This is a genomic window from Rheinheimera texasensis DSM 17496 (assembly GCF_000711985.1).
GTDB lineage: Bacteria > Pseudomonadota > Gammaproteobacteria > Enterobacterales > Alteromonadaceae > Pararheinheimera > Pararheinheimera texasensis.
In genome coordinates this window covers 111,152-126,357 of sequence record NZ_JONU01000014.1, presented here as the reverse complement: position 1 = coordinate 126,357, position 15,206 = coordinate 111,152, and the positions used below count along the sequence as shown (strand labels likewise).

Genomic DNA, 15,206 nt, shown 5'->3' with positions numbered 1-15,206 from the left:
AAGATCTTTTCGTCTGGCCATCCTGCGGCCTACCGCAGCAGGATGGTGTCCAGCACCGCACCGCCCCGATGCACGCCACCTTCATTGTTTTTTGCCGGTTTCGTCCGGCATAAATAACCACCGTACAAAGCCTCATCACCCAAACTGAAAATACCGAGCTCGCTGATATGCTCAGTCGCCATAGCCGCATTGCCATGTCGTAAACTGGTGAACGTTTCCTGCCTTACTACAGCATTGATTGGAGCCATCAATAAATCAGCGCTATTTGCGTTGGTTAGCTTGTCTGAAGCAGCTTTTCCGCGGGCGACATTACCGCCGCCCTCCTGCTGCGTTTTGTACCAGTACCCTTGTGCAATGAGCACTTCTGCCGCTTCAGTCTTTAACTCAGCTACCGCATAAGAGGGCACCACAGCCTGCGTAAGTACAGCAATATCTTTGGTATCGATGCCAAAGTGCTCACTGACTTGTTGCGGATCCGCGAGCAGTAAAGCAGTCAACTGATGCTGGAACCACTTACTGCCGGTCAGCTGACCCGCCAAATTAGGACACTGCATCACTGCGGCTTGTTCCAGCCGGGCCCGAAATCGCCAGAAGTTGTCAGTGAGATCTGCCGATGGGTTATAGCCGGTGCGCCAGTAAATCAAATCAACCGGTTTTGCCTGCCAGTGTAAGCGCTCGTTATCAGCAAATTCACTTTGTAATAAGCTATTGATGGTGACTCTTTCCACCCGCACGCCCAGTCGTCCGACTTCGTCACATAAAAGCTGCTGGTCAAAGATATTGTCTTCATCGGCTTCAACCACGATCAGCATCAAAGGCTCCCCGGCGCCTGTTGTCTGGTACTGCAAGGCAGACGCAAGCGCTGCTTGTGCCAGCAATTTGGCCTGGGTCGTTATGGCGTTGTTTGGCGCATAGTGATGATGTGGTTGCTGTAATTCCTGCGTTTGCATTACCGCCAGATAGCGGTCATTCAGTGGCCCCATACCGGCAGCGATGGGGTTTGATTCGACCCATTGCCATTGTTGTTGCTGATCGAGCAGAAAATCGTGCCGGTTCAGCATCAGGTTATGGTTCGTGTGCCTGGTTGTCAGCGCGGACAGCTCCGTGTCGGCCGGATAAATACCACGCAGGGTGCGCCAGATTTGGCCCGGTACAGTTTGCGACTGTTGCAGGCCATCAAGCAGCGGCAGCAGCCACTGTGGATTGGCTGCAGCGCTGGACTGAATTTGACCAAGCAGCCTTGCCAGTTGTTGAGCCATAGCAAATTGCGCAGGGGCCAGTTGCCATGGTGTCAGGGATACCGGCACCGGCACAAAACCGCTGTTGCTTTGCAACCCAAGCTGATGCGTATGCAGTTGCCGGTTGACCTGTGTAGACAAATCAACAGCCCTAACCAGAGGTTCTGCCGACTGTGTATTGCTGCCCGGCAAAGGATTTTGGCTGACAGGATGCAACGACATGCTCTGCACTGACTGTGTAGTTTGTTGCATCATCAAACTCCTAATCCAAAGCGGCCGTTGTGGAGAAAGGTATCAATGCTGACCCCGGTGATACAGGCGGTCAAAAATACTATGCCAATAAAGGCCAGCAGCAAGGGCCATTGAAAAATCCGTTTTAAAATAATCATTTCCGGTAAGCTGGCGCCTGCGCCACCAATGGTTAGTGCCATCACAGATCCATAACTCATGCCTTTGCCAACCAGACTTAGCGCCAGTGGGATCATTGAACTGGCACGAACATACAGCGGAATGCCAATCAGTGCTGCGATCGGGATCAATAACCAGCTATTCAGGCTCCCCAGCGACTTAAAAAAGTTAGCGGGGACATAACCATGGATCACCGCGCCTACCAGCACACCAAACAACAAGTGCGGCAGAAAGCTCTTGGTTTCACTGATAGCTCTGACAAAGAGTGAACGGCCATAATTGAACGACCATAGTGTTGGTTTCTCTGCTGCTTCGCCGGAAGAACCGGCTCTGCAACCACAGCCGGCCAGTTCAGGCAAAGTAACAAAACGTTCAAAGTGAAAAAATGACAACAGCATGCCGGCGGTTAGCGAAATCAATAGTACGCCAAGGCTGTATAACAAGGTCATTGGCGCGCCAAACACGGTTAAGAGCAATACCACGAGCACCGGATTGAGTAACGGCGATGTCAGCAAAAACGTCATCACAGGCCCAAAAGCCGCATTGGCGCGCAACAAACCGACCAGCATAGGTAACGTGGAGCAACTGCAAAACGGTGTAATGGCGCCCAAAGCAGCCGCAGTGAAATATCCCCGGCCGCCACTTAGTAGGGCCTGTATGCGCTTGGCCGGGAATCTGTCTTGCAGGACAAAAACCAGCATACTGATCAGCACGAATAAAATAAGTAACTCAGTTGATGTGCCAATAAAGAACTCGACACTGGCAGCGAATGCCCCGGGCATTTGTTCACCACTCATAACCACCCCGCCCACATTTCCAACATTGTGGAAATATAATATTTCTGCGATCATGGAAATGTCAAACGTTATTTCGATAATAATGGAAATAAAATGGGGAGACAGGTAAACTCTGGGGTATGCTTTTGAGGATCAGGGATTTGCTATGGATACCAGTACACAATTACACGAAGCCGCCGCGCAGTTAGCTGAACTGGGGCATCCAACCCGATTGGGGATTTTCAGAGTCTTAGTCAGAGCAGGTCGACAGGGTGTTGCGGTCGGCGATATCCAACAGGCGTTGGACATTCCGAATTCGACCTTATCGCACCATCTGAGCCGGATGAGCAAAGTCGGTCTGATGGAACAACGACGCGAAGGCCGGACTCTTTATTGTGTTTTACAGTTCGGCACCGTAGAAGCCTTGCTTGGTTTCCTCTACTCAGAATGTTGCCTCGGGGTCCCGCCAACAAAGGTGGCGGAACTGAACGAAACAGCCCGGTGCTGCGATGAATAATCGTCGCGGTCTGTTCACCAGGGACGTGAACGCCGGGTAGCGTAACCTGATCTGAGTTTTGCACGATCAAATAAAAAGCCCCGAACATACGGGGCTTTTTAACTAAAAATCTTCAAACGCTAAATCTGCGCTCAGAACGGAATATCATCATCGAAATCGATTGGTGGTTCCATCGGGCCGCGTTGTTGGCCAAAACCGCCTTGTTGTGGCTGGTTAAAACCTTGCTGTGGCTGATTGTAGGCCGGTTGAGCCGGAGCCTGATTGTAGGCTGGCGCAGCTGGTGCCGGCTGGTTAAAGCCTTGTTGCGCTGCCGGGGCTCGGTTGTAATTTTGCTGGGCAGCAGGCGCGGCTTGCGGTGCGCGGTTTTGTGGCGCCTGATAAGCTTGTGCCGGCGCGGCCATACCACCCATAGCGGCACCGCCCATGGCAGCACCGGCGCCTGGTGCGCCACCCATTTGCGCGCCCTGGCCTTCGCCACGGCCGTCTAACATCTGCAGTTCGTTAGCGATGATTTCAGTGGTGTAACGCTCTACACCTTGCTGATCCTGCCATTTACGTGTGCGCAGACGACCTTCGATATAGACTTTGCTGCCTTTACGCAGGTATTCACCGGCGATCTCGGCCAGACGCTGATAGATCACCACACGGTGCCATTCGGTCTGTTCTTTTTTCTCATTGGTCTGTTTGTCAGTCCAGGATTCTGAAGTCGCAATGGTGATATTGGCCACAGCACCGCCGGTTGGCATGTAACGAACTTCAGGATCTGCACCTAAGTTACCGATCAAAATGACTTTATTAATTCCACGCGCCATGCGCATTCTCCTGATTAACTGTGACGACTCAGCAAAGCTTCAACCTGTTGCGGGTCAAAACCGGCGGAGCTGACTTTTAAATAACAGCGTTGTTCGTTGACGACAACTGTCGCTTCCAGCACGCCATCGAGGCTGCTGAGCTGGCGGACCAGCGTTTTGGCTGCAGCGTCATCGACGCCGGAAACCTTATAAGACAAGCGTTGGGCCCGCTGCGGGACTTGCATGCGCGTAGCCAGAAAAAACCATATTAAACCAATTCCGCCGGCAAGGGCAAACAAGCTGGCAGCGCCAAACTGACCAGAAATACTGCCACCCAACACCCCGCCTAAAAAGGCGCCAAAAAACTGCAGACTGGCATAAATGCCCATCGCAGTGCCTTTTTGTCCAGCGGGAGCAATACGCGACACCAGCGCTGGCATACTGGCCTCTAAATAGTTAAATCCGGTGAAAAACACCAGCAGCGCTATGGCTAATGGCCAGAGCTCGCCATTTATCATTAACAATAAACTTACAATCAGCAAGCCGATGGCGAATAAAAAATAGCCTTTTTCCTGTTGGCGGCGCATCGAAACAATCATCAGTGGCACCATCAGCACAAAAGCCGCGACAAACACCGGCAGATAGACTTGCCAGTGCTGTGGCGCTGCTAAGCCGTCCGCCAGCAATTGCGCCGGAACCACGACAAAAATTGCGGTCAGCAGCAGGTGCAGCACCAGCACACCCAGATTTAATAACCGCAGTTGCGGGTGACAGAATAATTGCCAGATAAAACCGGGCCGGGCCAGGGCTTCACTATCGATAGCCTGTTGCTGCGTTTTTGGTACCAGCGTCAGCACTATGACAATGCCGACCAGCGCCAGCGCGGCGGTAAACCAGAAAATGGCACTTAAGCCGCCGATGGCAGCCAGCGCCGGGCCGGCAATCATCGACACAGCGAAAGATAAACCGATAGTGGCGCCAATCACTGCCATCACTTTGGGGCGCTGTTCTTCGCGGGTTACATCCGCCGCTAAGGCCAGCACCGCGCCGGAAATGGCGCCCATGCCTTGTAAAATACGGCCCAAAGTCACGCCATAGACAGATTCTGCCAACGCTGCGACCACAGAGCCCACCGCAAACAAGGTCAAGCCCAGCAGCATCACCGGCATGCGGCCAATCCGGTCCGACAACCAGCCCATCGGGATTTGTAACACCGCCTGGGTCAGGCCGTAAGCACCAATGGCAAGCCCAATCCAGACCGGGGAAAAACCAACTAAGTCTTTGCCGTAGATGGCAAAAACCGGGATCAGCATAAACAGGCCCAGCATACGGAACGCAAAAACCAGCGCCAGCGAAATCGCGGCCCGCCGTTCCAGTGCGGTTAAATGTTGCATATCTGATGGATCTCAAGTCGATTCAGGCAGTACCCGCAGCAGAAAAGGCGGGCAGCAAAAGAGTGGCGGATTGTACCACAGGCCTTTAATAGTCGGCAGCTATCCCGGCGAATTCGATGCGATCGCGGCCATTTTGCTTGGCACGATACAACGCCTGATCTGCGAGTCGCAGCGTGCGGGCAAAGTCATAATCCGGGCCAAATACACTCACTCCAATGCTGATAGTCAGCTGATAATCTTCCGGCATCGACGCCGGCCATTGCAGCTGACGGACGCCTTCCAATAAACGTTCAGCAGTGCGCTGGGCCATGTCACGATTAGCTGACGGCAGAAAAATCAAAAACTCTTCGCCGCCAAAACGCGCCAGCACATCACTTTGCCGCAGCATGGCTTTGATGGCTTTGGCGGTTTGTACTAACACCAGATCACCACCTTCGTGACCAAATTGGTCGTTGACGCGCTTAAAGTGGTCCAGATCTATCATCAGTAATGCCGCCGGCTGCTGATTGCGTTGCAGGTAATTCAGACAACCTGCCACCGCCTCATTCAGACCCCGCCGGTTGAGCTGCCCGGTCAACGGGTCCTGCACTGCCTCAGCCCGCAACCGTTGTTGCGTTTCTTCAAGATAACCAGTGATCACAAACAAACCATATGCCGCCATGATGCCGGGCCATAAAACCTGCGACACCAGATAACCGGATAAAATCCAGTCTTCGTGGATTTCTAGGGTGACAGTGCGTAAGACACAAATCAAAAACCAACTCAGCATGACCAGGGCAAAACCTTGGTCAGATACTGTGCGGTTTGGTTTTTTAAACCAGAACAACCAGGCGACGGGAAAAGTCACACAGGCAGTGACCAGAGTCATAAAATGCAATGACGCATACCCCATGCCGTTCAGATTTAACTGGGTGTAAATACCAGCCTGCAATACGACCATGGGCCACAACAGCGACCAATGCACTTTCAAATCACAACGCGCCAATGCAAATGCCAGAATCAACCAGAAGTTGGTCGCAGCAGCCAGACTGGAACAGAACAACAAGATCGGATGAATTGGCCACAGATAAAAAAACCAACTTAATGCATCACAAGCCATCGCCAGTTGAAACAACCGTAAGCTACGCACTCCCGACTGCGGAGGTGCAACCCGGGTACTGGCGATTAGAATCACCAACGCCAGTTGCATCATCGCTAAAGTGTAAATTTGTTCGGTGGTCATACTGCCTGCAGAAAAAGCGTTAACAATTCACCTTAGGCTTTGCCTGCAACAATTGCAAACCGATTCGACCATTGGCTCAGGCTGGTTTTTCACCGGCCTGAGACTTGCGAAAACATCTGTATTTATATACAGTTCCTGCTTATCCTTCTGCAGCATTGATCCGGGCAGCATCCTTAGCCATATAGCTTCCGCCCGATCCCAAGGCCATAAACAGAGACTGTGATGAATAAAATCGATATCCGCGGCGCCCGTACTCACAACCTGAAGAATATCTCGCTGGAAATCCCGCGCGATAAACTGATTGTGATCACCGGTTTGTCTGGCTCCGGCAAATCCTCTTTGGCCTTTGATACGCTGTACGCCGAAGGCCAGCGCCGTTATGTCGAATCTTTGTCAGCCTACGCCCGCCAGTTCCTCAGCCTGATGGAAAAGCCGGACGTGGACCATATCGAAGGCCTGTCGCCGGCGATTTCAATTGAACAAAAATCCACGTCACACAATCCGCGTTCTACCGTCGGTACTATCACCGAAATTTACGACTATTTGCGACTGTTATTCGCCCGCGTTGGGGAACCGCGCTGCCCGACGCACAACCTGCCGCTGGCGGCGCAAACCATCAGCGAAATGGTCGACAAAGTGGTGTCATTTCCGGAAGGCAGCAAATTAATGGTACTGGCGCCTGTGGTGCAAGATCGCAAAGGGGAACACGTCAAAACGCTGGAAAACCTGGCGGCACAAGGTTATATCCGCGCCCGCATTAATGGCGAAGTCTGCGATTTGTCTGATCCGCCAAAGCTCGACCTGCACAAAAAACACACCATCGAAGTGGTGATTGACCGGATCAAAGTGCGCGACGACATCAAACAGCGGCTGGCCGAAAGTTTTGAAACTGCGCTGGAATTATCCGGCGGTATTGCCAAAGTGGCGTCAATGGACGACCCGTCGGCTGAAGAACTGATTTTCTCCGCCAATTTCGCCTGCCCAACCTGCGGTTATTCGATGGCCGAGCTGGAGCCGCGGTTATTTTCCTTTAACAACCCGGCCGGTGCCTGTACCGCCTGTGACGGCCTTGGTGTGAAACAATATTTCGACGCCAATAAAGTGATTGTCGATGCCAGCTTAAGCCTGGCCGGCGGCGCGATTCGCGGCTGGGATAAACGCAATTTCTATTATTTCCAGATGCTGAAATCCTTAGCCGAGCATTATGGTTTTGATGTCGACGCGCCGTTTCAGAGCCTGAAACCCGAGCAGCAACAAGCGATTTTAAGCGGCAGCGGGCGCAAAGAGATTGAATTTAAATACTTAAATGACCGTGGCGACATCGTGCTGCGCAAACATCCGTTTGAAGGCATTTTGCCGAATATGGAGCGGCGTTATCACGAAACTGAATCCAATGCGGTACGCGAAGAGCTGGCGAAATATCTCGCCACCACCACTTGCCCGGTCTGTGACGGTTCGCGCTTGCGTGAAGAAGCACGTCATGTGTTTATCGGCAAAACCAATTTACCGAAAATCGTCGAGCTGTCGATTGGCGACTGCCACCGCTTTTTTACTGAGCTGACGCTGACCGGGCAAAAAGCCAAAATCGCCGAAAAAGTACTTAAAGAAATTCAGGACCGGCTGATGTTTCTGGTTAACGTTGGCCTGAATTATCTCAATCTGTCGCGCAGCGCCGAGACCTTATCCGGCGGCGAAGCGCAGCGGATTCGCCTGGCGAGCCAAATCGGCGCCGGTTTGGTCGGCGTGATGTATGTATTGGACGAGCCATCGATTGGTTTACACCAGCGAGACAACGACCGCTTATTGGGCACCCTGACGCACCTGCGTGATTTGGGCAATACCGTGATTGTGGTCGAGCACGACGAAGACGCAGTGCGCCTCGCCGACCATATCATCGACATAGGTCCGGGCGCCGGCGTGCATGGCGGCAATATAGTCGCGCAGGGCACGCTGGCCGATATCGAAGCGGCGCCAGATTCACTGACCGGCCAGTATTTATCCGGCACCCGTAAAATCGCGGTGCCAGAGACGCGACACAAAGGTAAAAAAGGCAAAGAACTCAAAGTATTGGGCGCCACCGGCAATAACCTGAAGAACGTCGATTTAACCATTCCTTTTGGCGTGCTGACCTGTATCACCGGCGTGTCCGGCTCAGGCAAATCGACGCTGATCAACGACACATTATTCCGCGTCGCACACAAAGTGCTGAACAAAGGCGAGGGCGACGACCCGGCGCCGCACCGCGCTATCGAAGGCCTGGAGCATTTTGATAAATGCGTCGACATCGACCAGAGCCCAATCGGCCGCACCCCGCGCTCGAACCCGGCCACTTATACCGGCATTTTCACCGCAGTACGGGATTTATTCGCCGGCACTCAGGAAGCACGTTCCCGCGGTTATCAGGTGGGCCGCTTCAGCTTTAACGTCAAAGGCGGGCGCTGTGAAGCTTGTCAGGGCGACGGCGTATTAAAGGTAGAAATGCATTTCCTGCCCGACGTGTACGTACCTTGTGATGTTTGTAAAGGCAAACGCTACAACCGCGAAACGCTGGAAGTGAAATACAAAGGCAAAAACATCCACGAAGTACTGGAAATGACGGTAGAAGATGCGCGGGCTTTCTTCGACAGCATCCCGGCGATTTCACGCAAATTACAAACTCTGATGGATGTGGGCCTGACCTATATCACGCTCGGCCAGTCGGCCACTACGCTGTCGGGCGGCGAAGCGCAGCGCGTTAAACTGGCGCGCGAACTGAGTAAACGCGACACCGGTAAAACCCTGTATATCCTCGACGAGCCGACCACAGGTCTGCACTTCTACGATATTCAACAACTGCTGAACGTGCTGCACACGCTGCGCGATGCCGGCAATACCGTGGTGGTGATTGAACACAACTTAGATGTGATTAAAACCGCCGACTGGATCGTCGACTTAGGCCCGGAAGGCGGCAGCGGTGGCGGCGAAATCCTCATCGCCGGCACGCCGGAACAAGTGGCGGCTTGTGAGAAATCTTATACCGGGCAGTATCTGAAACCGTTGCTGGCGCGGGGATAATCAGCAGAGTATGGCGGCTGGCACGACAGCCGCCATATCATCGGGTGGATTGAACGAGGCGCTCACTGCTGTGGCTCTGTTGCCAGAGATGAGCAACAACATCCGCGCACCTTGCCGCGCCCCCCTTTGTGCAATTACTTTCTACTTTGAAGGAGACTGCGGCTTCGGCTTGGTAGTCTTACAACGAAATTTCGCCCGATATTGCCCGATTGGTTCCAGTTCCATCTCTTGCCGTTTTAAATCCAGTTGCGCCGCATTTGCCACTGCAAATGGTTGCCATTGCCCGGACAGGTTATCACAAGCCCCCTGAGTGCCATAAAGCTGTAGCTGCCCGGTATTGATCGCGACCCGGTCGGCCAGATACGCGAAATAACGCGGCTGAAATTCGCCTTGTTTTACCTTGGGTTGCAGTAACTGCAGCACTTGCTGCTGCCATTGCGGGTCCCAATCGGCATGTTGCACCATCAGCCAGGCCGCCTGCGACGCGTCCGCTGAGGTTTTCGAAATATCAAACCAACCGGCTGCTTGCAATTGTTGTTGTAACCAGCGTTGATTTTGCCGGTATATTTGCTGTTTGACCGGTTGCAACGCCACCGCAAAAGCTTTGTGTAGTTTGGCGGCTAAGTCTGGTTCCGGTTCAAATTGCTCAAGAAAAGTCCGGATAAATAATTGCTGTTCCGCAGCGGTTTTTGCGTCGGCCCGCAACCGCAGCCAACGGTTATTAAGCCAGTCTGCCCGAACCCAACCAGCTTCGATTTGCTGCACCGAAGCCTGATAGGCTGCGACGGCTTGCTGCACTTGTTGCAGGTTCGCCTGGTAGTCAGCCTGATCCGCCGACTGCAAGGCTAACTCCAGTGCCAGCAGCTGCCCGGCTTCTGCAGCATTGAGCCGGGCAAAGCGCTGTTGCAGCGCTTGCTGCTGGCTTTGCAACTCCGACATGCTGTGTTGCTGCAGATAGCGCCAGCCACTCGCCAGACCGGGCTCTGTGGCCGCATTCACGCCAACAGCAAAGCAGCTGCAGACAAACAAATACAAAAAATACCGATCACGACCCATACTTTTTTCCACCAGTTGTGCCATTGCCTTCGCATCAGAGTACCAAATCAATAATCTGCAGAATGCATTAATTTACTTAGCATTTTCTTTAAATAAACATGTTCGCCAACAGCCCTTAAACTGACTCACACCAAGGCGTCCGCATTTTTCGCTGGTTTGTACTGCCTTAACAGCCACTTCCGGTTGCAGCCCCGAGTAAACAATGAAATATTAAAGTTTCTGCTTCCGGCGCCGCCTGGGTTTGGCTTCGGCGCGTCATTTCATAAGGAAAGTTACATGGCACATCAATGGCGTTTTTTCCGCTCCGGCGGTTTTGATCAGGTCCGGCTGGACAAAATCGAAGACTGGCAGCAGCTGCCAACGCTGGACCCAAAACTGTGGGCCGCGCTGAGTTGTCCTGTCAAAGGGCTGGAGCTCGACCCGCGCATGATGGCTTATTTAGACGACGACCATGATGGCCGGGTGCGGATTGATGAAGTCAAAGCGGCAGTAGCCTGGGCCTTGTCGGTGCTGCAGCGGCCGGAAGTGCTGTTAACCGGCACTGAGCTGCCATTAAGCGCCATTTGCACGCAAAGCGAAGCCGGACAAAAACTGCTGGCCTCCGCCAAACGAATTTTACAAAACCTCGGCAAACCCGATGCAACCGCGTTATCCACAGCTGATACCGCCGATTTAGCGCTGATTTTCCCGGCTGATCAGCTCAATGGTGACGGCGTGATCACGGTCGAACTGGCCGGTACTGACGCGCTGAAACAATTGATCAGCACCCTGCTGGAGCTGGGCATACAGACCGCGGACCGCAGCGGCGCGCCGGGTATCAACCGTGAACAACTGGACCAGTTTGTTGCTGCCGGCCAGGAATTCTGCCAATGGCAACAACAAGGTGAGGCCGTCAGCAAAGTGCTGGGGGACGCGACCGACGAAGCCTGGCAGCTGCACAGCAGCCTGCACGCCAAAGTGACCGACTATTTTATCCGCTGCCAGCTGGCCGCTTATGACGCCAATGCCACGGCGGCGCTGAACGGCAGCGCCGAAGATTATGCCGCGCTGTCACGCCAGCTCTTAAACGCCAGCAATAGCGCTGACAGCCATTTGCCGCTCGCCAGCGTCAACAGCAGCGGCATGTTGCCGCTGACACAGGGTGTGCATCCGCAATGGGCCGATGCGCTGGCTTGTCTGGCGTCGCTGGCCGGCAACCTGTGGGGCAATGTCGACACTATCAGCAGCGCCGACTGGCAGTTGCTGAGCAACACCTTACAACCTTATGCCGACTGGAAAGCGGCGCAGCCGGCCACAGTGGTCGCGAACCTCGCGCCGGAGGTGCTGAGCGCCTGTCTGCACAGCGAGACAGTCGCGGCTGCCATCGCCTTAATTGACGCCGATTTGGCGCAGCAAGCCGAAGCGGAATCTGTCCTCGACGTCGACAAGCTGGTGCGTTATCAGCTGAGCCTGCGCGATTTACTGCGCAACTTTGTCAGTTTTGAAAGCTTCTACAGCTTAGAAAAACCAGCGATTTTCCAAAATGGCCGGCTTTACATCGACGGGCGCAGCTGCGATTTATGCCTGAACGTCAATGACGCCGGCAAGCACGCCAAACTGGCCGGTTTAAGCGGCATGTATCTGTTATATCTGGATTGTGTGCGCAGCAACGGTGAGAAAAAATCGGTCGTCGCCGCCATGACGGCCGGTGATGCCGGTAATCTGATGGTCGGCCGCAACGGCGTATTTTATGACCGTGCCGGTGTCGACTGGGATGCGACAGTCACCCAAATTGTCAGCAACCCAATCAGTATCCGCGAAGCGTTTTTTACGCCGTATCAGCGGATTGGTCGGATGATTTCTGAGCAAATTCAGAAGTTTGCCGCCGCCAAAGATAAAGAAATTGAAGCACAGAGCGCAGCTGGCGTTGGTGATGCGGCGAAAAGCGCTGCAGCACCTGCCCCGGCCAAACCAGCCGCACCTTTTGATGTGGCGAAATTTGCCGGTATTTTTGCTGCCATTGGTTTAGCCATTGGCGCCATCGGCACTGCGCTGGCAGCCGTGGTCACCAGCTTCCTTGGCCTCGTCTGGTGGCAAATGCCGCTGGCACTTTTGGGGGTTATTCTGTTTATTTCCGGCCCGTCTATGCTGATGGCCTGGTTTAAACTGCGGGCGCGTAATCTGGCGCCGCTGCTGGACGCCAACGGCTGGGCGGTCAATACCAACGCCAAACTCAGCATTGCTTTTGGTACCCGCTTAACCGCTTTGGCCAGCCTGCCATCAGGGTCCAGCCGGTCGCTGACCGACCCCTTTGAGCATAAAAGCAGCGCCGGTTTGTGGCTGATTTTAGTGGTGGTCGTGGTTGCGGTTTGGGTGTTCTGGCGTCAGGGTTTATTGGCGGCCTGGTTATAACTTCAACCTTAGCGCGGCGTGAATATGCGCCGCGCTTGTGCTTTAAAGGCTTCACCGATACGGATCTGCTGCTGGTTGCTCAGTTTTAACAGCTGGCTGTCGAGGCTAAGCACATGGCTGGGATTGACCAGAAAAGATTTATGCACCTGGATAAAACCAGCGGCCGCCGTTTGCTCCATCACCCCTTTTAACGTCGTGTTGGCCAGCGTCATCTGCTGGCCTTGCCAGACTTTGACGTAATTGCCATAGCCTTCAAAACAACAAATCGACGCCAGCTCAAAACGGCGCAATTCGCGGTCGACTTTCAGCACTATGTGTTCATTTCCCACAACAGTTGCCGGTGTGGCCACAGGCGCTGGCAGCCCGGCGCGCCGACGAACTTTGTCCAGTGCCGAAGCCAGCCGCTCACCACTGACCGGCTTTAGCAGATAATCGGTCACATCCAGCGCAAAACCATCGAGCGCAAATTCGGCATAAGCCGTTACCAGCACCACCTGCGGCGGCTTTGCCAGCAACTGCAGCATCTGTAGACCGGTTAGCACCGGCAGCTGAATATCCAGCAAAATCAGATCTATGGGGTGTTGCGCCAGCATTGCCATCGCCTCAGCGGCACTGTAGCAGTGGCCGGCAACCACCATATCAGCATGCGCCGCCAGGTGATGCAGCAATACCTGATGCGCCAGTGGCTCGTCATCGACTATCAACAGTTTAAAAGCAGTGGTCATGGCGACTCCGGCCACAGCGGCAATTGTAATTCGGCGTACCAGCAACCGGCTGCGTCCGGGCCACTTTTTAGCACAAAATCAGTGCCATACAGCAACTGCAGGCGGCGGCGCAGATTGTCCAGCCCCATGCCTGTATCTGTTGTGTTTGCGGTCTGTGCCGGCAGTGTATTGCGGCAAATAAACAGCAGCCGTTGTTGCCTGATACTGGCCGACAGCCAGATCTGACTAGAGTCGGCACTGGTCTCCACACCATGTTTATAGGCGTTTTCGACCAGCATGATCAGTAACAAAGGTGGCAGTTGCCAGCTGCCGGTCTCTGCCGGAAACTCCACAGTCACAGTGGTTTTATTGCTGACCCGCAGTTGCTGCAGGTCGAAATAATGCTGCAGATAGTCCAGTTCACCGCTGAGCAGCACACGCTCTTGCTGGCCCTGATACACCACATATCGCAGCAAATCCGCCAGTTTTAACACCAGCTGTGGTGCCGAGTCGGACTTTAGCAAACACAAGGCATACAGATTATTTAAGGTGTTAAACAGAAAATGCGGATTAATTTGTTGCTGCAGCAATTGCAGCTCGGTGCGGACCTGTTGATGACGCAGCTGCGCCAGCGCGCTGTCCTGCTGCTGGCGCTCAAAGGCCAGAATGATTGGCGCAGTAAACAGCCATTGCAGCAGCATAAAATTAAAATTGTACCAGTCAAAAGGGTTCTGGCTGCCACCCGGCACGGCCGGCACTTCGACGCCCTGATTCATCGGTAACTGTAATAACAACCAGCTGAGCGGCGCGTAGCTCAATAAAATCAACACTAAACTCAGCAGTACAAAAGTCAGCAGGCCCCGCTGAGCCAGCACCCGGCGGATTAAATAATACCGCGTCAGCCAATAACAGCCGAACATCGCTGCGGCCAACACGGCAAATTGTCCCAGATACCACAGCCACAACACCGGCTCTGCCGCGATGCGCGACCAGTCCACATGCACCGGAATTGGCTGCTTGGCAAAACCGGGCGGGTGTGAGGTTAATAAACAGGCCCAGGCCAGCGTCCAGAGCGCAAGTAACGCCAGTAGCACCGCATCCAGTGACCAGAGCCGCGACCAGCCGGTCAAAGGCCCGTCATGTTGTCGGCGCTGATAAATCAGCTGGCACCAATACAACAACGACAAACCACTCACCAGCAGCCAGTCGGTGCTGCCGAACTGATAGACAGTCGCATCACTTTGGCGCCAATACCACCAGCCCGCCGGGTACAACACAAAGGCAACCAGCCACAGCAGAGCAAGCGGCACTCTGCGCTTTGCCGCGGCTGCCGGTAGCAGACATAAGCTTAACCAGCCTTGCACCAACAACAGCGGCAGATACAGCAGCGTTGATTGCCAGAGGGATGTCCAGAACGGTGCGATTGGACTGTCGGCGGCGACATCGGCCGGCAACATCTGTGGCGACAGCAGCGCCCACAACCAGGCCAGCAGCACCGGGAACAGTGCCGGCAGGTGGTCCGTTTTTATTCGATCAGCAAATTTCATCAGTGCAGGCAGTCCAAGGGGCATGGCCTTATGCTGCCTGCCGCCAGCGTGATTGTCATCTGTGCGCTGACAAAAACCGCTTTTGGCCTGACGAACCGGTCGCAGGCG

General features: G+C 54.0%; 11 protein-coding genes. 3 read left to right on the top strand and 8 right to left on the bottom strand.

The window, feature by feature from the left end:
• Nucleotides 1–29: 29 nt before the first annotated feature.
• Both Q399_RS0109390 and Q399_RS0109385 read right to left on the bottom strand, forming a co-directional pair.
• The gene (locus Q399_RS0109390; protein ID WP_157836264.1) at nt 30–1,490 is read right to left on the bottom strand and encodes a glutathione synthase; all 1,461 of its coding nucleotides are present in this window, start codon (nt 1,488–1,490) and stop codon (nt 30–32) included.
• 2 nt (nt 1,491–1,492) lie between these two features.
• Nucleotides 1,493–2,443 (bottom strand): permease, encoded by a 951-nt coding sequence (locus Q399_RS0109385; RefSeq protein ID WP_211253263.1) that lies wholly within the window; start codon nt 2,441–2,443, stop codon nt 1,493–1,495.
• Between the two features lie 145 nt (nt 2,444–2,588).
• On the opposite strand from Q399_RS0109385, the gene Q399_RS0109380 reads away from it, so the two are divergent.
• Nucleotides 2,589–2,939 (top strand): ArsR/SmtB family transcription factor, encoded by a 351-nt coding sequence (locus Q399_RS0109380; RefSeq protein WP_031568083.1) that lies wholly within the window; start codon nt 2,589–2,591, stop codon nt 2,937–2,939.
• A gap of 131 nt (nt 2,940–3,070) precedes the next feature.
• Here the strand turns inward: Q399_RS0109380 and ssb are convergent, their stop codons facing one another.
• The 3 genes from ssb to Q399_RS21470 form a co-directional block, all read right to left on the bottom strand.
• Entirely contained in the window at nt 3,071–3,751 is a 681-nt protein-coding gene (ssb, locus tag Q399_RS0109375) for a single-stranded DNA-binding protein (RefSeq protein ID WP_031568082.1), read from the bottom strand.
• A 14-nt stretch (nt 3,752–3,765) separates the two neighbouring features.
• Nucleotides 3,766–5,124: an MFS transporter gene (locus tag Q399_RS0109370; protein WP_031568081.1), complete on the bottom strand. Its 1,359-nt coding sequence runs from the start codon at nt 5,122–5,124 to the stop codon at nt 3,766–3,768.
• 85 nt (nt 5,125–5,209) lie between these two features.
• Nucleotides 5,210–6,346: a GGDEF domain-containing protein gene (locus Q399_RS21470; RefSeq protein ID WP_051685868.1), complete on the bottom strand. Its 1,137-nt coding sequence runs from the start codon at nt 6,344–6,346 to the stop codon at nt 5,210–5,212.
• 222 nt (nt 6,347–6,568) lie between these two features.
• Here Q399_RS21470 and uvrA point away from each other — a divergent pair, with 222 nt between their 5' ends.
• Nucleotides 6,569–9,400 carry an excinuclease ABC subunit UvrA gene (uvrA, locus tag Q399_RS0109360; RefSeq protein ID WP_031568079.1) on the top strand — a complete coding sequence of 944 codons (2,832 nt, stop codon included), beginning with the start codon at nt 6,569–6,571 and terminating at the stop codon, nt 9,398–9,400.
• A 141-nt stretch (nt 9,401–9,541) separates the two neighbouring features.
• Here the strand turns inward: uvrA and Q399_RS21465 are convergent, their stop codons facing one another.
• Nucleotides 9,542–10,456 (bottom strand): DUF6624 domain-containing protein, encoded by a 915-nt coding sequence (locus tag Q399_RS21465; protein WP_157836263.1) that lies wholly within the window; start codon nt 10,454–10,456, stop codon nt 9,542–9,544.
• Between the two features lie 276 nt (nt 10,457–10,732).
• Here Q399_RS21465 and Q399_RS0109345 point away from each other — a divergent pair, with 276 nt between their 5' ends.
• A complete protein-coding gene (locus Q399_RS0109345) occupies nt 10,733–12,847 on the top strand; it encodes a hypothetical protein (protein WP_031568077.1) in 2,115 nt (704 codons plus the stop codon).
• An 8-nt stretch (nt 12,848–12,855) separates the two neighbouring features.
• Here the strand turns inward: Q399_RS0109345 and Q399_RS0109340 are convergent, their stop codons facing one another.
• Together Q399_RS0109340 and Q399_RS0109335 are read right to left on the bottom strand one after the other, a co-directional pair.
• Nucleotides 12,856–13,572 (bottom strand): LytR/AlgR family response regulator transcription factor, encoded by a 717-nt coding sequence (locus Q399_RS0109340; protein WP_031568076.1) that lies wholly within the window; start codon nt 13,570–13,572, stop codon nt 12,856–12,858.
• A complete protein-coding gene (locus Q399_RS0109335) occupies nt 13,569–15,098 on the bottom strand; it encodes a sensor histidine kinase (protein WP_169739310.1) in 1,530 nt (509 codons plus the stop codon). The genes Q399_RS0109340 and Q399_RS0109335 overlap by 4 nt, the downstream gene beginning before the upstream one ends.
• Nucleotides 15,099–15,206 lie beyond the last annotated feature (108 nt).

Excerpts from the sequence above, each read along its gene's own strand:
- Q399_RS0109385 (WP_211253263.1), bottom strand. The coding sequence starts at position 2,443 with ATGAGTGGTGAACAAATGCCCGGGGCATTCGCTGCCAGTGTCGAGTTC.
- Q399_RS0109370 (WP_031568081.1), bottom strand. The coding sequence starts at position 5,124 with ATGCAACATTTAACCGCACTGGAACGGCGGGCCGCGATTTCGCTGGCG.
- Q399_RS0109345 (WP_031568077.1), top strand. The coding sequence starts at position 10,733 with ATGGCACATCAATGGCGTTTTTTCCGCTCCGGCGGTTTTGATCAGGTC.
- Q399_RS21465 (WP_157836263.1), bottom strand. The coding sequence starts at position 10,456 with ATGGGTCGTGATCGGTATTTTTTGTATTTGTTTGTCTGCAGCTGCTTT.
- Q399_RS0109380 (WP_031568083.1), top strand. The coding sequence starts at position 2,589 with ATGGATACCAGTACACAATTACACGAAGCCGCCGCGCAGTTAGCTGAA.
- Q399_RS0109335 (WP_169739310.1), bottom strand. The coding sequence starts at position 15,098 with ATGAAATTTGCTGATCGAATAAAAACGGACCACCTGCCGGCACTGTTC.
- ssb (WP_031568082.1), bottom strand. The coding sequence starts at position 3,751 with ATGGCGCGTGGAATTAATAAAGTCATTTTGATCGGTAACTTAGGTGCA.
- Q399_RS0109340 (WP_031568076.1), bottom strand. The coding sequence starts at position 13,572 with ATGACCACTGCTTTTAAACTGTTGATAGTCGATGACGAGCCACTGGCG.
- Q399_RS21470 (WP_051685868.1), bottom strand. The coding sequence starts at position 6,346 with ATGACCACCGAACAAATTTACACTTTAGCGATGATGCAACTGGCGTTG.
- Q399_RS0109390 (WP_157836264.1), bottom strand. The coding sequence starts at position 1,490 with ATGCAACAAACTACACAGTCAGTGCAGAGCATGTCGTTGCATCCTGTC.
- uvrA (WP_031568079.1), top strand. The coding sequence starts at position 6,569 with ATGAATAAAATCGATATCCGCGGCGCCCGTACTCACAACCTGAAGAAT.